The sequence below is a fragment of the Micromonospora sp. NPDC049203 genome, assembly GCF_043197215.1.
Lineage (GTDB): Bacteria > Actinomycetota > Actinomycetes > Mycobacteriales > Micromonosporaceae > Micromonospora.
In genome coordinates this window covers 327542-348046 of record NZ_JBICSV010000006.1, presented here as the reverse complement: position 1 = coordinate 348046, position 20505 = coordinate 327542, and the positions used below count along the sequence as shown (strand labels likewise).

The following is a 20505-nucleotide window of genomic DNA, read 5'->3' as shown; positions in this document are numbered from 1 at the left end:
CCGTGAGGTGCCGACCATGTCGCAGACCGCTCTGTACCACTTCCTCACCTCCGTGCCCGAGGCCGCCGCCATCTGGTCCTTCCTGCTGCTGCTCGCCCTCGGCCTGCTCGCCGCGCTCGTGGCCCGGCCCGACCGCGACGCCGCGCCGGAGGCCGCCGCCGAACCGGCCGACGCCGCCCGCCGCGACGACCTGATCCGGTACGCCGAGGAGGTGGCGGTGGCCGCCGCCGGGGCCGCCCAGACCGCCCGGCGCCGCCGGGAGCAGTGGCTGGCCGCGCAGGACGAGGCGGACCGGGCGTGGACCGCGTACGACGAGGCGGACGCCGCCGCCCGACGCCTGGCCGGCACCGCCGCGCTGGCCGCCCCGCGCACACCCCGAACCCCCGCGGAGTACGCGACCCGGGAGCGCTGGCTGCGCCACGCCGCCATGACGGCGCACTGGCGGGGCGACCTGAGCGCCCGCCAGCTCGCCGACGTGCTGGCCCGCCGCAACGGCTGGGATCCGCGCCGGCACCCGGCCGACCAGGAGATCGTGCTGGCCCGCATCGTCCGGGACGGGCGCCGGGCCGGGTGGGAGAGCGCCGCCGCGCGGGAGCGGCAGTCCTGGCGGGACGCGGAACTGGCCGCCGAGGCCGCCCGTACGCTCGCCGCCGAGGCGTACGCGGCCACCGCGGCGCTGTGGCCCGCCCCGGCGTACCGGAGCGCCGCGACGAACCCGCTGCCGGTGCCCGCGCCGGTGCGGCGTGCCAGGTGGCGTCCGGCCCGGGTGGGCTGAGACGGGCGTCTCGACCGAATCGTTACCCGCGATGTTTGCGGGCCCGGGGACCCGGGCCGTCGAATCGGGCGCCGGGCGCAGAACGGGCCATCGAGTCACGCGACTGCGGGCCGGCTGCTCGCAGTCTGTCCGCTTTCCGCCGCCGGGTGACGTGAAAACCGCTTGTCCCATCGAGTGAAGTCAGTAACCGGCTGTTCCGAAATCCGTTACCGCAGATCACGTTTACGCAGGTCGGGACGTTTGGCAGGGGGCAATACCGGCCGGTAGTGTCGGCGCGTCGATGCGGTAACCGATCGCCGACGGCGACGCCGCACCGACCCGCCTAATCGTGTCTCACGAACCGGGGACCCATAAGCAACATCGGGGTGAATCCGCGGGCCCACGGCCCGTGGTAGGGCGTACTTCCCGCCCGAATCCGTCAGCTAACCCGGTCGGCGGTCACGGAAGGAGTACCGACCTCGTGCCCACCCCCCGATCGTCCCCCCGCCTCCACGGCAACGCGGTGCCCGCGCTCGCCTGACGCGCGACCGCAACCGCCCCCCTGGGCGCCCGGCGTCACGGGCGTTCCCGATCCCCCGGCCATCCGGCCCCGCCAGCACGCGTGAGTTCCTCCGCGTGCCGGGCCGGCGTGCGCCGCTCACGCCCCGTGGAGGATTTCGTGAAGCACCACCTGAAGCGTCAGCTACGACGGATCGTCACCGAACGCCCGTACCAGATCATCGCCGGATCGGCCGCCGCGCTCGTGCTGGCCGCCGGTGCCGGCACCGTCGCCACCGCCGGTGACGACGCGCCGGTCCAGGAGAACACCGCATCGGTCGCCGAACTCGGCGCCGCCCGCCTCGGCGAGCAGCCCGCCAGCCGCGGCGAGGCCCGGATCGCCGTCCCGCAGGCGTCGCCTAGTGCCTCGGCCGCGCCGAGCGCGTCGCCCAGCGCGTCGGCGTCGGCGAAGGCGTCGGCGGACCCGGACACCACGGCGAAGGCGAAGCCGAAGCCGCCGTCGAGCAGGTCGCTCGACTACGACTACCAGGCGCAGACCAACTACTTCTACTGCGGCCCGGCCGCCGTGCGCAACGCGCTCAGCGCCGCCGGCATCGAGCGCAGCCAGGACGCGCTCGCCGGTCCGCTCGGCACCACCGAGATGGGCACCAACTCGGCCGAGGACACCACCCGGGTGCTCAACCAGCAGGTCAAGGGCAACCCGTACCGGACCCGCATGATTCCCGCCGGCTCCGCCAGCCCGGCTCAGATGGACCGGCTCCAGGCCGACGTGGTCGAGGCGATCAGCAACGGCCGCGCGGTCGTGGCGAACGTCGCCGGCACCGTCACCGACACCAACGGCGGCTGGCACTCGTTCCCCGGTGGCCACTACGTCGCGGTGGTGGGCTACAAGAACGACGGCCGGATGGTGCGGATCGCCGACTCGGCCGACCCGTCGCTGCCGTCGTACTGGGTCACCACGATCGACCTGGCGCACTGGATCGCCAGCCGCGGCTACTCCGCCTGACCCGTCCGCAAACCCGAAGGCCGGCACCCCCCGGGGGTGCCGGCCTTCCCCGTCCCACCTTCCGCCCTCGTTGATCTTGCACTTTCGGCCCTTCCACAGCGGGGTAAAACGGGCATCGGCGGGGCCGCAACTGCAAGATCGACGGGCGGGGGTGAGGGCGGGGCGGGACCGAGGTGGGGTGGGTTCGGTGTCGCGGGGGCGGGGCGGGCGGTGGCAGACTGCGCCAATGGGCGATACGACGGGTGACCGGCATCTGGTTCTCCTGCACGGCATGGGCGCCACCGGTGAGGTGTGGCTGCCCTGGGCGCCGCTGCTGGAGCGCCGCTGGCCCGGCCGCTGGCTCGCCAGCGATCTGGCCGGTCACGGCTGGTCGCCGCCGCTGCACGGCTACTCGTTCGAGGCCCTGGCCCAACGCGTGGCCGACGGGCTCGGCCCGGTCCGGCTCGGCCCCGACGACCGGCTCGTGCTGCTGGGGCACTCGCTCGGCGGGGTGGTGGCGCTGGCGCTCGCCGCCCGGCAGCGGGGTCTTCCGATCGACGCGGTGGTGGGCCTCGGCATCAAGGCGGTCTGGTCCCCGGCCGAGCTGGCGAAGTCGGCGGAGCTGGCCGCCCGGCCGGTCACCTGGTTCGCCACCCGCGACGAGGCGGCCCGGCGCTACCTGCGGGTATCAGGGCTGGCCGGACTGTTCGCCCCGGACCATCCCGTGGTGGAGGCGGGGCTGCGGCGGGAGGACGGCCGCTGGCGGCTCGCCATGGACCCGGCCGCGTTCGCGGTCGGGGAGCCCCGGCTGCCGGCGCTGCTGGCCGCCACCGACGTGCCGGTGCTGCTGGCCCGGGGCGAGCTGGACCCGATGGTGACCGACGCGCAGCTCAAGGAACTGGGCGTGCCGGTTGCCACGCTGCCGGGGCTGGGCCACAACGCGCACGTCGAGGACCCGGCGGCGGTGCTCGCCCTGCTCGACCCGTACCTCTGACCTGGCCTACACCACGGCGCGCGGCGCCGGGACCGCCCAGTCGGGTTCCAGCTCCCGGCGGGCGGCGGCGAGGAACGCCTCGGCGTAGGCGTCGGCGGGGAAGTCGCCCAGGTAGCGCGTCCGCGCGGCCCAGCGCTGCGCGGCCTTCGGGTCGGCGTCGAGCAGGTCGGTGAGCACCTCGTCCACGTTCGACATGTCCCGCCGCAGCACGTAGCCGGACGCCGCGAGCGGGAACCGCTCGACGAAGTGCTCGCCGTCGGCGCCGGTGTCGGTGACCGCGTACGGCTTGCCGGAGTAGAGCCAGTCGGAGATGACCCCGGAGACGTCGGAGACCAGCGCGTCGGCGCGGTTGACGCACTCGGTCAGCGTCAGCTCGCGGGCCGCTGCGGCACCCCACAGGTGCGGCCGGCCGGTCTTCGCCCGGTCGGCGGCGAGCAGTTCGGTGAGCCGGGCGAGCTGACGGGCCGAGGCCGGGTTCTTGCCGGTGTATGGGTGGGCGCGCAGGATCACCGCCACCTCGCGGTCGATCAGCCGGCGGATCAACGTCTCGGCCACCGGCAGCGAGCAGTAGTTGGCGTCGGCGTGGTGCCCGGTCCAGGTCGGGGTGTAGAGCACAGTGGGGTGCGCCGACGGGGTGACCGGCTCCCGGCGTACCTCGATCGCCTCGACCTGGGGACGGCCGACCACGACGAACTTGTCGGCGGGGATCTCCACGCCGGCGCGGGCGTACCTGTCGACAGCCGCCTGCCCGGCCACGAAGATCTTGTCGAAGATGGCCGAGACCGGGTTGGCGCTGGGGGCCTTGTCGCTGTCGCCGTGGTGCAGCTGCACGTGGGTGAGCTGGTTGAACCGGATCAGGTGGGCGTTCTTCGCGCCGTGGTTGACGTAGAACGCCACGCGCAGGCTCGGCGCCAGCGCCTCGTCCAGCGCCTTCAGCGTGGGGCAGAGGACCACCGGGGCGCGGGTGGCGGCGGCCACCGCGGGCAGGAGCTCCGGCTCGCGCAGCACCACCACGAACGGGCGCCCGATCCGTTCCAGGTACGGCAGCCACATGGTGACCTGATATTCCGAGCCGGGCGGCGCGGAGAAGTGCAGCACGAACTCGGGCTGGTGGCGGCGCAGCGCCCGGCCGACCGGGCCACCGCCGGCGGGCGGCCGGAACCGCCGCCGGGCGAGGTCCAGCGCGACCGCCCCGCACCCGGCGCCCACCAGCAGTGCGGCGGCCAGCGCCGTCCAGGCCGGCAGCGCCAGGACGGCGGCGAGCGCCACCACGGCGAGCAGCACCAGCAGCGCGTCGCCGAGCCGGGCCGCGACCACAGGTGTCCAGGTGCGGACCGGGAGGTTGGCCGCGCGGAGCTCCAGCGCGCCGGCCTGCCGCAGCGGCCCGACCAGCAGCACCAGCCCGAGCAGCACCAGCGCGGTGGCGGCCAGCACCGGGTCGAAACCGTCGTCGAGACGGCGGGCGTAGCCGACCAGGATGCCGGCGGCGACGAGCACCGTCTCGGCGAGGCCGTCGGCCGACGGCCGGACCCGGCGCTCCCACGCGGTCGCGGCGAGCGCCGCGACGGCCAGGGCCAGGCCCCAGCCGGTGGCCCCGGTGAGTGCCACGACGAGGAAGGCCAGCACCGCCAGCCCGGTGGTCAGCACCCGGGCGAGCAGCTTGCGGACCAGGTCACCACGCATCTGGTACGTCCCGTCGGATTCAGGCGTCGGCGGACAGCTCGGACCGATCCGGGCCCGGCTGGGCCGGTACCGCGGCGGCCTGCTCGCCCGGGGCCCGGCGCACGTCGACCACCTGGCCGGTCAGGTCGGAGATCAGCACGTCCAGGGACGCCTGCGCGACCGCCTCGGAGGAGAGCAGGGTGTGCTCCGGCTCCTCGCCGAACGCCCGCGTCCGCATCGGGGTGGCGGTGCGCTCCGGGTTGACGCAGTTGACCCGTACGCCGAACTCGGCCCACTCGTCGGCGAGCGCCTGGGTCAGGTTGACCAGCGCGGCCTTGGTGGCCGAGTAGAGCGCGTAGCGGGCCCGGCCCCGGGTGTACGAGCTGGACGTGTAGAGCAGCAGCTGGCCCTTTGTCTGCTGCAGGTACGGCAGCGACTGGCGTGCGATGGTGACCGGGCCGACGAAGTTGACGTGCAGGAGACGGTCCATCGTCTCCTCATCCATCTCGGCCAGTGCGCCCTTTTCCAGGATGCCGGCGGTGACCACCACGTGGTCGATCCGGCCGGTCGCCTCGAACGCGGTCTTCAGCGCGGCGGCCACGTCCTCGGCGCGCTCGACGTGCGTGCCGGTGGTGGAGCGGCTGAACGGGAAGACCTGGGCGCCGTAGCCCCGGGCCAGCTCGGCCAGGTCGTGGCCGATGCCGTAGCTGCCGCCGAAGACCACGATGGTCCGGCCGGTCAGCTCCTCGGCGTAGCTGCGGTGGTCGGTCAGCCGGGGCGCCTGGGCGGCGGCGAGCTGGAACAGCTTGTCGGCCAGGTGCACGTCGACCGGGTGGGTGACCTTGATGTTCTCGTCCGAGCCGTCGATCACCTTGATCGGTGTGCCGGGCAGGTAGCGCAGCACCACGCCGCAGTCGTCGGTGGCGGCGAAGTCGGGGTCGCCCTCGGCGCGGCGGTACGCCTCGCGGATGGTGCCGGAGCGGAACGCCTGCGGGGTCTGGCCGCGGCGCAGCCGGGAGCGGACCGGAATGTCGGTGATGCACTCGTCCGCGTCGACCTGGATGATCGTGTCGGCGGACGGGATGGCCACGTCGACGGCCGAGTACGTCCAGAGCGCGTTCACGCACTCCCGCACGATCCGGGCGCTGACCAGCGGGCGGACCGCGTCGTGGAAGAGGATGTTGACGTCGCCCTCGCCGACCGCGTCGAGCGCGATGCGGGTGGTGTCGTTGCGGGTCTCGCCGCCCTCGATCACCTTGGTGACCTTGCGGAAACCGGCGTCGGCGACGATGCGCCGCGCGTCGTCGACGTGCCCGGTGGCCATCAGCACGATGATCTCGTCGATCTCCGGCGCGGCCTCGAAGACGGCCAGGGTGTGCTCGATGATCGGCTTACCGGCGATCTTGAGGAGCTGCTTCGGGATGCCCAGCCCGAGGCGCGTGCCGGTCCCCCCGGCGAGGATCACGGCCACCGTACGTGCGGGGCGCCAGGGTGCCGGGCTCGCCGGCGTGGCGTCCGGTGCGGTGGTGTGGTCCTGCGTCATTGCCGTACCTCACTCTGGGTGAAAGGGGATGGATCCGAGAACCTTAACGCGGACGCCGGAGCGCACCGCCGCGGGCGGAACCCGGTGCGGTGCGCTCCGGGGCGCTACTTCTGGTTCTCGTACGCGTCGCAGACCTCCTTGGTGGGACCGTCCATCTTCAGGACGCCGCTCTCCAGCCAGATGGTCCGCTCACAGGTGTCCCGGATCGAGCCGATCGAGTGGCTGACCAGGAAGACCGTGCCGGCGCTGTCGCGCAGCTCGCGGACCCGTTGCTCGCTGCGGACCCGGAACTTGCGGTCGCCGGTGGCCAGCGCCTCGTCGATGAGCAGCACGTCGTGCTTCTTCGCCGAGGAGATCGCGAAGCGCAGCCGCGCGCCCATGCCGGAGGAGTAGGTGCGCATCGGCAGCGAGGCGAAGTCGCCGCGCTCGTTGATCCCGGAGAACTCGATGATCTCCGGGGCGATCCGCTTGACCTCCTCCGGCGGCATGCCCATGGCCAGGCAGCCGAGCACCACGTTGCGCTCGCCGGACAGGTCGTTGAGCAGCGCGGCGTTCACGCCGAGCAGCGACGGCTGGCCCTTCGTGTAGACCGCGCCGCGGGCCGGCGGGAGCAGCCCGGCGATGGCCCGCAGCAGCGTGGACTTGCCGGAGCCGTTGCTGCCGATCAGGCCGATCGCCTCACCCTCGTACGCGGTGAAGCTCACGCCCTTGACCGCGTGCACCTCGCGGATGTTCGGCGCCTTGGTGCGGGAGACGATCCGCTTGAGCGCGGAGACCGGGGTGGTGCCGCCGCTCGCGCCCTTGTGGATCCGGTAGATCACGTGCACGTCGTCCACCACCACAGTGGGGACGCGGCCCGAGTCGGTCACCGGGCCGGCGTTCAGCGGCAGGGTCTGCTCAGCCACGGCCGTACTCCTTCTCTCCGCGCCAGAAGTAGACGAATCCGCCGGCGCCCATCACGACCGCCCAGAACAGGCCGAGCGCCCACAGCTTCAGCGGCGAGCTGATCAGGTTCGCCTGGTGCGAGTCGAGCAGCGCGTAACGGGCCAGCTCGATGAAGACCAGCGGCGGGTTCCACTCCAGGACGTTCGCCGCCCAGCCCGGCAGGTGCTGGCGGATGAGCGACACCGGGTAGAGCACGCCGGAGGCGTACAGCCAGGTGCGCATCACGAACGGCATGATCTGCTTGAGGTCGGTGGCCTTGGAGCCGAGGCGGGCCATGACCATGCTCAGCCCGACGTTGAAGATCGTCTGGAGCAGCAGCATCGGCGCGATCAGCACCCAGCGCAGGGTGATCGGCTCGCCGGTGATCAGCACGATGACGGCGAGCACCACCATCGACATGAGCAGCTGCTGGAGCTGCACCAGGGTCACCGTGATCGGCAGCGCCGCCCGGGGGAACTGCAGCGCCCGGATCAGGCCCAGGTTGCCGGTGATCGCGCTGACGCCGTTCGTCGCCGCCGTCTGGGTGAAGATGAAGATGAAGATGCCCGTGCACAGGTACGCGATGAAGTTCGGCACGTTCCGGTGCTGGGCCAGGATCACGCCGAAGATCAGGAAGTAGACGGCCGCGTTGGTGAGCGGTGTCAGCACCTGCCAGAGCTGGCCGAGCTGGGTGTTGCTCAGCGAGGAGGCGACCTTCGCCCGCGAGTACGCGGTCATGAAGTGCCGGTACGCCCACAGCCGCCGGGCGTACTCGCCCAGGGCTGGTCGTTCCCCGGCCACCCGTAGTCCGTACCGCTGGGCCAGTTGGGCCCGGGTCAGTCCGGATTCGGGGTCGGCCACCGCGGTGTTGGCCATGTTCAGGCGCTCCGATCTTTCGTGCTGATGGGGAGCAGTGCGGTGAAAGAGATCCAGCGTGGCCGGGCGGGAGGAGCCGCCTCGCTGCTGCATGGAAGGTAGTCCACCGAACGTCGGGACGCAACCGTACCGTCGTTGCGCTACATTGTTCCACGTGACGACCGAGAAGAGGCGTGCCCCGGCCGGCGCGGCGGTGCTGCGTGGCGAGATCACCAGCGCCATCCGCGCGGCGGTGATGCAGGAGTTGGCCGAGGTCGGCTACGGTCGCCTCTCCATCGAGGCGGTGGCCCGCCGCGCCGGTGTGAGCAAGACCGCTATCTACCGCCGCTGGCGTTCCAAGCTCGATCTGGTGCTGGACATGGTCTCGGCGGTGGCGGGCCGGAACATCCCGCTGCTGGACACCGGCAGCCTCCTCGGTGACCTGGAGATCCTGCTGCACGTGATGGCGCGCGCGTTGCGCCACCGGCTGGCCGCCCAGATCATCCCGGACCTGCTGGCCGAGGCCGCCCGCAACCCGCAGATCGCGGAGAAGTTGCAGGCCGCCCTGGACGACTACCAGCAGGCGGTGGGCCGGATCCTGATCGGCCGGGCGGTCGAGCGCGGCGAGCTGTCCCCGGCCACCGACCGTCGCGCCGCTGTCGATCTGATCGTCGGTCCGGTCTACTGGCGGATGGCGATCTCCCGGGCCCCGCTGGAGCCGGTCGAGGTGCCCCGGATGGCGGCCGCGATCGTCGCCGCCCTGCGGGTAGCATGCGTGGAGCCTGCGCGCGACGAGGTGGAAGTGTGAGCCCCGGGCCGCCCCCGGAGGTCCGTCGCCGATCATGAACAGAAGGTCACAACCAGTCGGACAATCAGTGCGAACGGCTGGTTTCCCCGACAGAGCGGTACCATCCCCCGAAATGTCTCCCATGAACCACGCGTCGACAGGAGGAAGCCCCATGGCCGGGCCGCATCCAGAGTTCATTCCCCCCGCACGGCCGATCATCGGCGAAGCCGAGATCGAGGCGGCCGTCCGGGTGCTGCGGAGCGGCCGGGTCGTGCAGGGGCCCGAGGTCGCGGCGTTCGAGGAGGAGTTCGGCGACCTGGTCGGCGGCCGGCACTGCATCGCCGTCAACTCCGGCACCTCCGCGCTCCAGCTCACGCTGATGGCACTCGGCTTCGGCCCGGGCGACGAGATCATCGTCCCCTCGTTCTCGTTCGCCGCCAGCGGCAACGCGGTCCGGCTGGTCGGCGCCGACCCGGTCTTCGTGGACATCGAGCCGGGCAGCTTCTGTGTGGACCCGGAGGCGGTCGCCGCCGCGGTCACGCCGAAGACCGTCGCGATCATGCCGGTGCACCTCTACGGCCACCCGGCCGCGATGGACCGGATCATGGCGATCGCGCAGCAGCACGGCCTCGCAGTGGTCGAGGACGCCGCCCAGGCGCACGGCGCCGAGCGCAACGGCACCCCGGTCGGCGCGTTCGGCACCGCCGGCTGCTTCAGCTTCTACCCGACGAAGAACATGCACTCCCTCGAGGGCGGCATGATCAGCACCGCCGACGCCGAGCTGGCCCGTACCCTGCGGCTGCTGCGCAACCAGGGCATGGAGCAGCGGTACGCCAACGAGATCGTCGGCGCCAACATGCGCATGACGGACGTGGCCGCCGCCATCGGCCGGGTGCAGCTCACCCAGCTCGCCGAGTGGACCGAGCAGCGCCGCGCCAACGCCAAGTTCCTCGACTCGGCGATCACCGGCATGATCACCCCGCCGGTCGCCGACGGCGCCAAGCACGTCTACCACCAGTACACGGTGCGGGTGCGGGGCAACCGCGACGCCGCCCAGGCCCGCCTCACCGAGCTGGGCATCGGCAACGCGGTCTACTACCCGACCCCGATCCACCGGCTCAAGCCGTACCTCGGCGCCGACGGCAATCCCGGCCCGTGGGACCTGCCGGAGACCGAGCGGGCCGCCGCCGAGGTGGTCTCGCTGCCGGTGCACCCGTCGCTGAGCCAGGCCGACCTGGAGCGGATCGCCGAGGGCGCGAACCTGGCCGGCGGTGCCCGATGAGTGAAGGTGAAGGTCGCAAGCTGCGGGCCGGTCTGATCGGCCTCGGCGCGATGGGCCGCAACCACGCCCGCGTACTGTCCAACCTGGACGGTGTCGAGCTGGTCGGCGTGGTCGACCCGGCCGGCGACGTGACCGGCACGCTGCGCGCGCCGGTCGTACCCGAGCTGAGCGACCTGCTCGCCCTCGGTGTCGACTACGCCGTGGTGGCCTGCCCGACGGCGCTGCACGAGCCGATCGGCATGGAGCTGGCCGCCAACGGCGTCTGCGCGCTGATCGAGAAGCCGCTGGCCCAGTCCGTCGAGGCCGCCACCCGGCTGGTCGAGGCGTTCGAGAACGCCGGCCTGGTCGCGGGCGTCGGGCACATCGAGCGCTACAACCCGGCGCTGCAGAGCCTGCGCACCCGCCTGGAGGCCGGTGAGCTGGGCGAGGTGTTCCAGGTCGTGACCCGGCGCCAGGGCCCGTTCCCGCACCGGATCGCCGACGTCGGCGTGGTGATGGACCTGGCCACCCACGACATCGACCTGACCGCCTGGGTGACCGGCCAGCAGTACAGCTCGGTCGCCGCCCGCACCGTCTCGCGCAGCGGCCGGCTGCACGAGGACATGGTCGCCGTGGTCGGCCAGCTCGCCGACGGCACGATGGTCAACCACCTGGTGAACTGGCTCAGCCCGCTCAAGGAGCGGTCCACTGTGGTCACCGGTGACAAGGGCTGCTTCGTGGCCGACACGCTCACCGCCGACCTGACGTTCTACGCCAACGCCGCCATCGACACCGAGTGGGAGGCGCTGCGCGCCTTCCGCGGTGTGGCAGAGGGCGACATGGTCCGCTTCGCCATCCCGAAGCGGGAGCCGCTGCTGGTCGAGCACGAGCGCTTCCGGGACGCGGTGGAGGGCAAGCAGAGCGACATCGTCACGCTGCGGCAGGGCCTGCGTACCGTGCAGGTCGCCGCCGCCCTGCTGGAGTCCTCCGCCGACGGCAAGGTCGTGTCCGTCGCGGCCAGCGGCAGCGACGCGGAGCCGGCACTGCGATGAGCCCGGCGCCGGTGCGGCGGACGGTCTCGGCGGTACGGCGGCGGATCCCCCGGCGGTGGCGCATCGCGCTCCGCCGGGCCGCCGCCGGCACGCGGCCCTGGCAGACCCCTTCGGTACGCGAACTGTGTGAACTTCCCGCCGGCACGCCGCTGCTGGTGCACGCCGGCGGGATCACACGCGACCGGGCGCTGGACGGCGTGCTGCGCGCCCTGGCCCGGTTGCCCGAGGTCCACCTGGCGCTGGCCTGTGACGGGGCGGAGCGGGCGGCGGCACAGGACCTGATCCGCCGGGCCGGCAAGGCCCGGCGCCGGGTCCACGTGGTGCCGCGTCCGCGCACCGTGACGGCCGCGTTCCTCGCCTCCGCGGACGTGGCGGTGTTCGGGTTCGACCCGGACGCCGGCCTCGGCCTGCTGGACACCTTCCGCACCGCCGGGCTACCAGTGGTAGCGGCCGACAGCCGGGCGGTCCGCGAGCACCTGGCCCGGCACGGCGTCGGCGATCTCTTCGCCCCCGGCTCGCTGCCCTCCTTCACCAAGGCGGTGGAACGGGCCCGGCAGCGCGGCGGCGATGAGCCGCCGGAGCCGCCGGTCGCGCCGATCGAGGCCGGCACGCCCGGCCCGTGGCGTCCGCTCGGCACCGGGCCGATCCGGTTGGGGCTGGGCACGGCGAACTATGCCGGGCAGCTCTCCGCCCTGGCGGTGGCGATCACCACCGCGCGCGCCGACGTCGGCGTCGAACTGGTGATGGCCAAGCCGCCGGCCACCTACCGCTACCCGGCCGACCGCTACCTGAACTACCCCGGCGAGCACCGGCTCGACGTACAGGCCGCGCAGGCCGAGCGGGTGCTCGGCTGGTACACCCACCTGATCGTGGACGCGTTCCGCCCGGTGCTCGGCCGGGCCAACGGCGACGACATCTCGGCGGACCTGCCCGCGCTGCGCCGGGCCCGGCTCAAGGTCGCGCTGCTGGCGCACGGCAGTGAGATCCGCCACCCCGGCGCGCACCTGGAACGGCACCCCGAGTCCGCGTTCCGGGACGCGCCGGAGGACCTGATCGGGCAGCTCACCACGGTGACCGAACGGAACCGGCGCACCGCCGAGGAGAGCGGCCTGCCGTTCTTCGTGACCACCCCCGACCTGCTGGACGACGTGCCGTTCGCCACCTGGGCGCCGCTGATCGTCGACGTGGACGCCTGGGCCTGCGACCGCCCGGTGCTGGAACGCGCCCGGCCGGTGGTGCTGCACGCGCCGTCGAAACGGTGGACAAAGGGCACCGACCGGCTCCTGCCCCGGTTGCGGGAGCTGCACGACCGACGGATCATCGAACTGCGCCTGGTGGAAGGGCTACCGCACCACGAGATGCGTCGCCAGGTGCAGGAGTGCGACATCGTGGTCGACCAGCTGGTGATGGGCAGCTACGGCACCTTCTCCTGTGAGGGGATGGCTGCCGGCAAGGTAGTGGTGGCGTACCTCAGCGAGGGCCCGCACCGGGCCGCCGGAGTCGCGCCGCCGATCGCCAACGCCACGCCCGCCACGCTCGTCAAGACCATCGAGTCGCTGCTCGACGACAGGCCCGCCGCGGTCGCCCTGGCCGCGGAGGGCGCACGTTACGTCCGTGACCACCACGACGGGCGACGCACCGCCGAGGTCTTCGACGCGTTCCTGCGGTGACCGCCCACCCACCACCCCACGCCCGCCCCGTCAACGAGGAGAAACACCCGATGCAAGCTGGCGCTCACAGCGATGCCCGACCGACCCGGGGCCGGGTGGTGATGCTGGTCGACAACGGCGTCCACGGCGACTCCCGGGTGCAGAAGGCGGCGCGGTCGGCCGCCGACGCCGGCTGGGAGGTCTTCCTCCTCGGCATCCGTAACGCCCGCTCCGACGTCGACACCTGGCGCATCGGCGACGCCGAGGTGCGGCTGCTGCGCGTGCCCAAGCCGCTGCACCGGCTGCCCCGCGAGTACAGCCGGTCGCTGCGCCGGCCGCTGGCGTACGCGAACACCACCAAGGCCGCCTACCGGGTCCAGGAGATCAAGGCCTGGCAGGCCGACCTGTACGAGCGCCGCGTCCGGGCCCAGGCGCTGGGCGGCGGGCTGCCGGCCACCGTGGGCCGGGCGGCCCAGCTGCCGGCCCGCGCCGCCGCCACCGCGCTCGCCCGCTGGGTGCGGTTCCGCAGCGGCGAGACCCGCCGGCTGCGCAAGTCGCAGGCCGATCCGGAGGCGCTGTTCAGCCGCCTGCCCGTGCGGTTCTGGCAGGGGCTGATGGGCGACCGGTCCTGGCGCCGGCTGGACCCGGGCCTGTGGGACTTCGAGATCGCCTTCCGCAAGACGCTCGACGAGCTCAAGCCGGACATCATCCACGCCAACGACTTCCGGATGCTCGGCATCGGCGCGCGCGCGACCCTGCGGGCCCGGGCCGCCGGGCGGCGGACCAAGCTGGTCTGGGACGCCCACGAGTTCGTCGGCGGCATCACCGGCCGGGCCGACAACCCGCGCTGGCTGCCGGCCCAGATCGCCTACACGGCCGAGTACGCCGCCTACCCGGACGCGGTGGTGACCGTCTCCGACACGCTTGCCGACCTGCTCCAGGAGACCCACGGCCTGTCCGACCGGCCGGCCGTGGTGCTCAACGCGCCGATGGCGCCGCCGGCCGAGGCCGACGGCGACGTGCCGGACCTGCGGGCCCTGTGCGGCGTGGACGCCCGTACGCCGGTGCTCGTCTACTCCGGTGCGGTGAACCCGAGCCGGGGCTGCCAGATCATGGTGGAGGCGCTGCCGGAGCTGCCCGGCGTGCACGTCGCGTTCGTGACCATGAACCCGAACGGCGACAACCAGTTCTCCGAGGCGCTGCGGGAGCGTGCCGCCGAACTCGGCGTCGCGGACCGCGTGCACCTGCTGCCGTACGTGGCGCACTGGCAGGTGGTGCCGTTCCTGTCCGGCGCGGACGCCGGTGTCATCCCGATCCACCACAAGCCCAACCACGAGCTGGCGCTGATCACCAAGTTCCTGGAGTACTCGCACGCCCGGCTGCCGATCGTGGTCAGTGACGTGAAGACCATGGCGCAGACCGCGCGGGCCACCGGGCAGGGTGAGGTGTTCACCGCCGAGGACCGGGCCGACTACGTCCGCGCGGTCCGGGCCGTGCTCGACGACCCGGAGCGCTACCGGGCCGCCTACGACAAGCCCGGCCTGCTGGAGGGCTGGACGTGGGAGGCGCAGGCCCGGATCCTCGACGAGGTGTACGCCTCGCTGCTGGGCGCGTCGACGGGCGGGACGCGTCCGCCGTCGTCGCGGCGCCCCGAGGACGAGCGGGAGTACGCCGCCACGACGCGCTGACCCCCGGCACAAACGGCCGGCCCCCCACAGGGGGAGCCGGCCGATCTCCGTCGTAAGCCGGTTCAGCCGGCGGTGGCCGGCGGCTCCAGCAGCAGCCGGTCGAAGTCCTTCTGCGTCACCGACCAGTCCCAGGTGCTCAGCACGTGCGACGCCGCGGCCCGGCCCGCCTCCCGCCAGACCTCCTCGGTGGCGGTGAGGGCCAGGATCCGCTCGGCGGCCTCCTGCGGCGTGCCCACCACCCAGTCGCTCGGGAACAGGCTCCGGGCGCTGTGCGGACGGCCGGCGAAGAACGGCCAGTCCCGCACCACCGGCACCGCGCCGCTGGCCGCGCCCTCGACGAGCGCACAGTGGAAACTCTCCCGCAGCGAGGTGCTGAGGATGACCCCGACGTCGGTGAGCGCGCCCGGCACGTCCGAGGTGCGGCCGGTCCGCACCACCGCGCCGGACGGCTCCAGCTCGGCCAGTTCGGCGTCGAGTTCCCGCACGTAGTCGGAGATCGCCGGGCTGAGTTCCGGGTTGAGGTCGTCGCCGACCAGCTTGAGGCGGTACCGCTCGTCGCGGCGGCGCAGCTCGCGCAGCACCGCCAGGGCCCAGCGCGGGTCCTTCGCCAGCGAGCTGAGCCCGACCAGCCCGAGGGTGAACCGGCTGTCCGCGGAGACCTTCGGCGCCACGTACCGGTGCAGGTCCATCGCGTTGCTGATCATGTGCGTCCGGGGCCCCTGCGGGGCGCGCAGCCGAGGCACGGCGGCCAGTGCCAGGTCGCGCAGGTGCTCAGAGACGAACACCACGTCGTCCACACGCGACCAGTCGGTCAGGTGCGGCCACCAGCTGAACGCCTCGAAGCTGTGCAGCCGGACGATCACCCGGGTGGTGCCCGGGTCGATCATCGTCAGCATGGCGGCGCCGAGGTTGCACCAGTCCACGAAGACCGTGTCCGCCCACTCCAGGTGAGGGCCCCACGCCTCCTGGACCTCGCCGGCCCGCTTCGAGGCCCCGGCGAGCATGTGGAGCGTCACGTTGGTGCGGCCGTTGCTGAGCACCGGGAGGATGGACTCCTCCATCAGGTTCAGCCGGCGGACCTCCACCCCGGGCATCGCCTCGTAGCGCTCCAGGATCGGCCCGAGGAAGTTGTCGTTCAGCCCGGTGAAGAAGAGCATCCGGTGCGGCCGGCCGGCCGGCGGGAACGCCGCCGGGCTCTGCCGGCCGCGCGGCGTCGCCATCGCCTTCCCGGCCTCGCTGTTGTGCAGCGGCGCGAGGAACTTCTCCGGATCCTCGGCCAGCGGCGAGGTGGTGCCGTCGAACTGCACGATCCGGTGGAACATCAGGTTGAACGCGCGCAGCACGTGCGGTGCGGCCTTGCCCGGGTTGCGCTTCTTGAGGAAGCCGTCGGCCAGCTTGAGCTGCCCCCGCACCACTGTCATCAGGTGCTCGGGCACCTTGCCCTGGCTCAGTTCCGCGTCCACGATCGGGCCGAGGAGCTGGCCCTTCGTCGCCGGGCTCGTGAGCCGGCCCTGCGCCGCTAGCGCCAGCCGCTTCGCGCTGGCGCCGTGCCCGGTCTTGAGCATGGTGCCGGTGACCCGACGGGCGATCTTGCCGCGGTGCCGTTCCGGCAGGCCGGGCGCGGTGACGGCGCCCTGCCAGAACCAGCGCACCGGGCCGAGCTTCATGGCCCGCTTGCCGGTGCTGATCTCGAACACCCGCTTCGCCAGGTCGACGGTCTGGCTGCGGGTGGCGCTCGCCAGCACGCTCGGGGCCGGGCCGACGGTGTTCAGCCGAGGACGGCGGTAGCGGGCCGGGTCGGCGGACCGCTTCTCCACCGCGCGCAGCGCCGGCGCGATGCCGTAGACGGCGTCGGCCCGCCGGTACCGCTGCGCGAGCTGCCAGACGGTGTGCAGTGCCTGCGCGTCCAGCGCGACCAGGACGTCGGCCCGCTTGGCGTGCCGGCGTACCCACGGGTCGCGCTGGGCGCGCAGCCACGGGCGCCGGGCCGGGGCCGCCCGCTTGACCATCCGGCCGAACCGGGGGCCCAGCTCCTTGGCGGTGGGCAGCAGGTGCACCTCGGCCAGCTCGGTGGCCGCCGGGATCTTCTCCACCGGGTCGAAGGTGGTGGCCACCCGTACGGTGACGCCCTTGTCGCGGAACTGCTGGAGCGCGTCGGTCAGGACCGCCACCCGTCCGGGGACGGTGCCCATAACCATCAGGACCTCGATCATGACCTACCTTCTCGGGCCAGGACGCGCGCGCCGGCGGGGGCGGGCTGTGCGGTGCCGGCCGGACCGCCGGCGCCCAGCACCAGGTCGGTCACCTCCCGGACGGCGGGGATGAGCTGCTCCTCGCGGGCGTACTGCCGCGCCTCGGCGCGGGCCTTCTCCCGTTCGGGCGCGTCGGCGGTACGTGCCATCGCGGCGGCCCGCCGGAAGGCGCCGGCCAGCTCGGCCGGGTCCAGCCCGACCGCGCCGGTCCAGAGCGGGTAGGTGGAGAGCACGGTGGAGGCGTCGTGGTCGGCCTCGTGGGCGGAGACCACCGGCAGGCCGGTGGCCATGTACTCGTACACCTTGCCGGACGTCATGTACCGGCCGCCGGTCACCATCAGCACCACCGCGTCCCAGCGGGAGTAGAGGTCGACCACCTCGGCCTTGGGCACCGAGCCGCCGACCAGCACGCCGTCGACGGCGGCGGCCCTGAGCAGCTCCGCGTGCGCGTTGTCGCCGCGCGCCCAGGCGGCGCCGATGTGGCCCCGTACCTCGAAGCGGGCGTCGGCCAGCGCCGGGTCCTCCGCGCGCGCCGTGCGCCAGCCCTCCAGCACGGCGCTCAGCAGCGGTACGGGAAGGTTCAGCGCGCCGAGGTAGCCGAAGGTCAGCGGCCGGTCCGGCGGGGCGGGGCGGACCTGGGCCGGGATGCTCGCCGCGTCGTAGCCGTTGCGCACGACGCGCATCTTGTGCGCCAGCTCCGGATAGCGCTCGCGGTACCAGCGGGAGATCGGCTCGTTGACGTTCCAGATGGCGACGGCGTTGGTGAGCAGCTTGATCTCCCACTGCCCGGAGACCGACTCGCGGGTGAACGCCTCACCGTTGTTGATCACGTCGACCGACCAGCCGTCGCGGAAGTCCACGACGTACGGCACCCGGTGCGTCTCCCACAGCTTCCAGGTCGCGGAGAGGTTGACGTACGGCGCGCAGGTGGTCACCAGCAGGTCGACGTGCCGCTCCTTGTGGATGCGGAGCAGGGCCTTCTCCAGCGCCGGACGCCAGCCGCCGAAGACCGGCTCGGGGAAGATCTTCAGGTTCTGCTTGCGCAGCTCGGCCAGGTAGTCCAGGTGCGCCAGGGCACGCTGCTCGGTGAACGAGCGGATGTCGGTCTCGAGGTCGTCGCGGAACAGCGGCAGCTTCACCACGCGCACGTTGGGGTCCACGCCCTGGGAGAGGGTGTGGTCGAGTCCGTACTCCCGTTCCCAGGCCTCGTCGGCGATGGTGACCGCGGTCACGTCCCAGCCCGCGGCGGCGAACTGGTTGGCGGTCTCCCGCATGCGGTAGGCGCAGCTCTTGGCCGCCGGTGGGAAGCCGATCGCGAGGTAGACCATGTGCGGCCGGGACCCGGACCGTCGCGGCCGGGGGAGTTTCAACGAGTCCCAGAGAGTTCGCCCGTTGTTCATCGATTCCGATCCTGGGGAGGTGGGGAGATGCCGTGTCACGGCCTGGACGGCTCGGCCGGACGCGGCGCCTGCTGTGCCCGGTGGCCGGTAACGACCGCCGGAGCGCCTGCGGACACTACAATAACGCCGTCGCGTGCGCCGGGCCCGCCGCCGCTCGGCCGCCACCCCGGGCGCCGTGCCCCGGATCACCGCACCTCCGCCGGGTGGCCCGGCCGGCCGGACACGCCGTCTCGGCCGGTCCTCGACCGCGGCCTCCGCTTTCGTAGACTCCTCAGCCATGACCGCGCCTGCGCCCGACACCCGCGACCGTGAGCCCGCCCCCACCGGCGGCGACGGGTCCGCGGCCGACGACTCGTCCGATCCGGGGTCGTCCACCCCGCGCCCGACGACGACCACGGCCCCGGAGCAGCCGGAGCAGCCGGAGCCGGACACGGCGGCCGAAAAGCGGCGCGGCGGCCGGTGGCGGCGGGCCGACGCGCTCGTGGCGCTGGTCTACCTCGCCGGGGCGTTCTGGGTCACCGCCCGGGGCTGGCGCGACTACGACGGCCGGCTGCTCGGCAGCCGCCCGAACGACCAGGGCTTCAACGAGTGGATGCTGGCGTACGCGGCGCACGCTGTCACCAACCTGGAGAACCCGTTCTTCACCACGCTGCAGAACGCCCCGGCCGGCGTGAACCTGATGACGAACGTCGGGATGCAACTGCCCGGCCTGGTGCTCACCCCGTTCACCCTGCTGTTCGGCGCGTCCTTCTCCTATCTGCTGTTCATCACGCTGAACCTGGCCGGCACCGGGTACGCCTGGTACCACGTGTTGTCCCGGCACGTCGTCGGCTCCCGGGCGGCCGCGTTCGTCGGCGGGCTGTTCTGCGCCTTCGCGCCCGCGCTGATCTCGCACAGCAACGGCCACCCGCACATCACCGCGCAGTGGCTGGTGCCGTTCATCGTCTGGCGGGTGGTCGCGCTGTCGCGGGGCGAGCGGGTGATCCGCGACGGCCTGATCCTGGGCGGGCTGGTGGTCGCCCAGTTCTTCATCAGCCTGGAGATCCTCTTCCTGACCGCGCTCGGCTGCCTGATGCTGGTCCTGGCCTACCTCGCGTTCCGGCCCCGCGACGCGGTGCGCCGGCTGCGCCCGCTGCTGTCCGGCCTGGCGATCACCGGCGTGCTGGTGTCGGCCGCGGCGGCGTACCCGCTGTGGATGCAGTTCGCCGGTCCGCAGCACCGGGTCGGCCACCCCGGCACCCCGGACATCTACGCCCTGAAGCTCGGCTCGTTCGTCCAGTTCGCCACCAAGTCGCTCGCCGGTGGCCCGACCAGCGCGATCGGCTGGGCGCCGAACACCACCGAGCAGGCCAGCTTCTACGGCTGGTCCCTGGTGGTGCTCGCGGCCGGTGTGCTCTGGTGGCTGCGCCGGGAGACCACGGGCCGGGTGCTCGGCGCCGTCGCAGTGGTCTCGGCGCTGTTCTCCGTCGGCACCACCTGGACCGTCGGCACCCGCCGCACCGACGTCCCCGCACCGTTCGCCCTGGTGCAGGACCTGCCCGTGTTCGACTCCGTGGTGGTGTCCCGGTTCGCGCTGATCACCACGGTGGCGCTCGGCGTGCTGCTCGCGGTCGCCGGTGACCGGCTCGCCGCCCGCCGCACCGAACCCGCCGGCCGGCTGGCCGCCCGCGTCGGGGCCGTCGCGGTGGCCGCCGCGCTGCTGCCGATCATGCCGATGCCGCTCGATGCCAAGGGCCGCACTCCGGTGCCGGACTTCGTCACTGCCGGCACCTGGCGGGACCACGTGGCCCCCGGCCGCACGCTGGTCCCCGTGCCGGTGAACGGCATGACGTCGCTGTACTGGAGTTCCGCGGCGGTGGCCGGCTTCGCCGTCCCCGAGGGCTACTTCCTCGCCCCGGTCTCCGCCACCGACAACACCGGCCGCTGGGGCGTGGACCCGCAGCCCACGGCGAAGCTGCTCACCGCCGTCTCGCTCGGCGAGCGGGACACCGCGGTCGGCCCGGCCGACGTCGACCAGGCGCGCGCCGACGTCCGCTACTGGAAGGCCGACGCGGTGGTGCTGCCGGACCGGGGCGCCCGCCGCCACGACAACCTGAAGACCGTGCTGGACGCGCTGTACGGACCGGGGGAGCGGGTCGCGGACGTCTGGGTGTGGGACGTCCGGCCGTTCACCCGCTGAC

At 73.1% G+C, this 20505-nt stretch carries 15 protein-coding genes and 1 riboswitch; of the genes, 9 read left to right on the top strand and 6 right to left on the bottom strand.

What is annotated here, in order from left to right:
* Positions 1-16 precede the first annotated feature (16 nt).
* The 3 genes from ACGFIA_RS19230 to ACGFIA_RS19220 all read left to right on the top strand — a co-directional run bounded on the left by ACGFIA_RS19230 (position 17) and on the right by ACGFIA_RS19220 (position 3252).
* Positions 17-775 carry a hypothetical protein gene (locus ACGFIA_RS19230; RefSeq protein WP_357390856.1) on the top strand — a complete coding sequence of 253 codons (759 nt, stop codon included), beginning with the start codon at positions 17-19 and terminating at the stop codon, positions 773-775.
* Positions 776-1084: 309 nt separating this feature from the next.
* Positions 1085-1227, top strand: a riboswitch (cyclic di-AMP (ydaO/yuaA leader).
* A 194-nt stretch (positions 1228-1421) separates the two neighbouring features.
* Complete coding sequence (locus ACGFIA_RS19225; protein WP_357390858.1) at positions 1422-2279, top strand: C39 family peptidase; 858 nt, start codon at positions 1422-1424, stop codon at positions 2277-2279.
* 226 nt (positions 2280-2505) lie between these two features.
* Entirely contained in the window at positions 2506-3252 is a 747-nt protein-coding gene (locus ACGFIA_RS19220; RefSeq protein ID WP_357388893.1) for an alpha/beta hydrolase, read from the top strand.
* Positions 3253-3258: 6 nt separating this feature from the next.
* Here the strand turns inward: ACGFIA_RS19220 and ACGFIA_RS19215 are convergent, their stop codons facing one another.
* The 4 genes from ACGFIA_RS19215 to ACGFIA_RS19200 all read right to left on the bottom strand — a co-directional run bounded on the left by ACGFIA_RS19215 (position 3259) and on the right by ACGFIA_RS19200 (position 8257).
* Positions 3259-4935 (bottom strand): CDP-glycerol glycerophosphotransferase family protein, encoded by a 1677-nt coding sequence (locus ACGFIA_RS19215; RefSeq protein ID WP_393261186.1) that lies wholly within the window; start codon positions 4933-4935, stop codon positions 3259-3261.
* A 19-nt stretch (positions 4936-4954) separates the two neighbouring features.
* The gene (locus ACGFIA_RS19210; protein ID WP_357388897.1) at positions 4955-6457 is read right to left on the bottom strand and encodes a bifunctional cytidylyltransferase/SDR family oxidoreductase; all 1503 of its coding nucleotides are present in this window, start codon (positions 6455-6457) and stop codon (positions 4955-4957) included.
* 104 nt (positions 6458-6561) lie between these two features.
* Positions 6562-7362 carry an ABC transporter ATP-binding protein gene (locus ACGFIA_RS19205; RefSeq protein ID WP_013285259.1) on the bottom strand — a complete coding sequence of 267 codons (801 nt, stop codon included), beginning with the start codon at positions 7360-7362 and terminating at the stop codon, positions 6562-6564.
* Entirely contained in the window at positions 7355-8257 is a 903-nt protein-coding gene (locus ACGFIA_RS19200) for an ABC transporter permease (RefSeq protein ID WP_357388899.1), read from the bottom strand. The genes ACGFIA_RS19205 and ACGFIA_RS19200 overlap by 8 nt, the downstream gene beginning before the upstream one ends.
* A gap of 154 nt (positions 8258-8411) precedes the next feature.
* Here ACGFIA_RS19200 and ACGFIA_RS19195 point away from each other — a divergent pair, with 154 nt between their 5' ends.
* The 5 genes from ACGFIA_RS19195 to ACGFIA_RS19175 all read left to right on the top strand — a co-directional run bounded on the left by ACGFIA_RS19195 (position 8412) and on the right by ACGFIA_RS19175 (position 14673).
* The gene (locus tag ACGFIA_RS19195) at positions 8412-9044 is read left to right on the top strand and encodes a TetR/AcrR family transcriptional regulator (protein WP_357388901.1); all 633 of its coding nucleotides are present in this window, start codon (positions 8412-8414) and stop codon (positions 9042-9044) included.
* A gap of 151 nt (positions 9045-9195) precedes the next feature.
* Complete coding sequence (locus tag ACGFIA_RS19190) at positions 9196-10305, top strand: DegT/DnrJ/EryC1/StrS family aminotransferase (protein WP_393261181.1); 1110 nt, start codon at positions 9196-9198, stop codon at positions 10303-10305.
* Positions 10302-11336, top strand: coding sequence for a Gfo/Idh/MocA family oxidoreductase (locus tag ACGFIA_RS19185; RefSeq protein ID WP_357388905.1), 1035 nt, complete (start codon positions 10302-10304; stop codon positions 11334-11336). Before ACGFIA_RS19190 ends, ACGFIA_RS19185 begins: the two co-directional genes overlap by 4 nt.
* Positions 11333-13006, top strand: a complete 1674-nt coding sequence (locus ACGFIA_RS19180; RefSeq protein ID WP_393261178.1) for a glycosyltransferase — start codon at positions 11333-11335, stop codon at positions 13004-13006. The genes ACGFIA_RS19185 and ACGFIA_RS19180 overlap by 4 nt, the downstream gene beginning before the upstream one ends.
* Before the next feature lie 50 nt (positions 13007-13056).
* On the top strand, positions 13057-14673 hold the full coding sequence (locus ACGFIA_RS19175) for a glycosyltransferase family 4 protein (RefSeq protein ID WP_357388909.1): 1617 nt from the start codon (positions 13057-13059) through the stop codon (positions 14671-14673).
* A 62-nt stretch (positions 14674-14735) separates the two neighbouring features.
* On the opposite strand, the gene ACGFIA_RS19170 is transcribed toward ACGFIA_RS19175, so the two are convergent.
* Both ACGFIA_RS19170 and ACGFIA_RS19165 read right to left on the bottom strand, forming a co-directional pair.
* Positions 14736-16886 carry a glycosyltransferase family 1 protein gene (locus ACGFIA_RS19170; protein WP_357388911.1) on the bottom strand — a complete coding sequence of 717 codons (2151 nt, stop codon included), beginning with the start codon at positions 16884-16886 and terminating at the stop codon, positions 14736-14738.
* Positions 16883-18325, bottom strand: coding sequence for a glycosyl transferase (locus tag ACGFIA_RS19165; RefSeq protein WP_357388913.1), 1443 nt, complete (start codon positions 18323-18325; stop codon positions 16883-16885). Before ACGFIA_RS19165 ends, ACGFIA_RS19170 begins: the two co-directional genes overlap by 4 nt.
* 277 nt (positions 18326-18602) lie before the next feature.
* Here ACGFIA_RS19165 and ACGFIA_RS19160 point away from each other — a divergent pair, with 277 nt between their 5' ends.
* On the top strand, positions 18603-20504 hold the full coding sequence (locus ACGFIA_RS19160; protein ID WP_393261174.1) for a hypothetical protein: 1902 nt from the start codon (positions 18603-18605) through the stop codon (positions 20502-20504).
* Position 20505 lies beyond the last annotated feature (1 nt).

Coding starts and splice junctions, on each gene's coding strand:
- ACGFIA_RS19230 (WP_357390856.1), top strand. CDS start 17: ATGTCGCAGACCGCTCTGTACCACTTCCTCACCTCCGTGCCCGAGGCC.
- ACGFIA_RS19220 (WP_357388893.1), top strand. CDS start 2,506: ATGGGCGATACGACGGGTGACCGGCATCTGGTTCTCCTGCACGGCATG.
- ACGFIA_RS19215 (WP_393261186.1), bottom strand. CDS start 4,935: ATGCGTGGTGACCTGGTCCGCAAGCTGCTCGCCCGGGTGCTGACCACC.
- ACGFIA_RS19210 (WP_357388897.1), bottom strand. CDS start 6,457: ATGACGCAGGACCACACCACCGCACCGGACGCCACGCCGGCGAGCCCG.
- ACGFIA_RS19200 (WP_357388899.1), bottom strand. CDS start 8,257: ATGGCCAACACCGCGGTGGCCGACCCCGAATCCGGACTGACCCGGGCC.
- ACGFIA_RS19190 (WP_393261181.1), top strand. CDS start 9,196: ATGGCCGGGCCGCATCCAGAGTTCATTCCCCCCGCACGGCCGATCATC.
- ACGFIA_RS19185 (WP_357388905.1), top strand. CDS start 10,302: ATGAGTGAAGGTGAAGGTCGCAAGCTGCGGGCCGGTCTGATCGGCCTC.
- ACGFIA_RS19180 (WP_393261178.1), top strand. CDS start 11,333: ATGAGCCCGGCGCCGGTGCGGCGGACGGTCTCGGCGGTACGGCGGCGG.
- ACGFIA_RS19175 (WP_357388909.1), top strand. CDS start 13,057: ATGCAAGCTGGCGCTCACAGCGATGCCCGACCGACCCGGGGCCGGGTG.
- ACGFIA_RS19170 (WP_357388911.1), bottom strand. CDS start 16,886: ATGATCGAGGTCCTGATGGTTATGGGCACCGTCCCCGGACGGGTGGCG.
- ACGFIA_RS19165 (WP_357388913.1), bottom strand. CDS start 18,325: ATGAACAACGGGCGAACTCTCTGGGACTCGTTGAAACTCCCCCGGCCG.
- ACGFIA_RS19160 (WP_393261174.1), top strand. CDS start 18,603: ATGACCGCGCCTGCGCCCGACACCCGCGACCGTGAGCCCGCCCCCACC.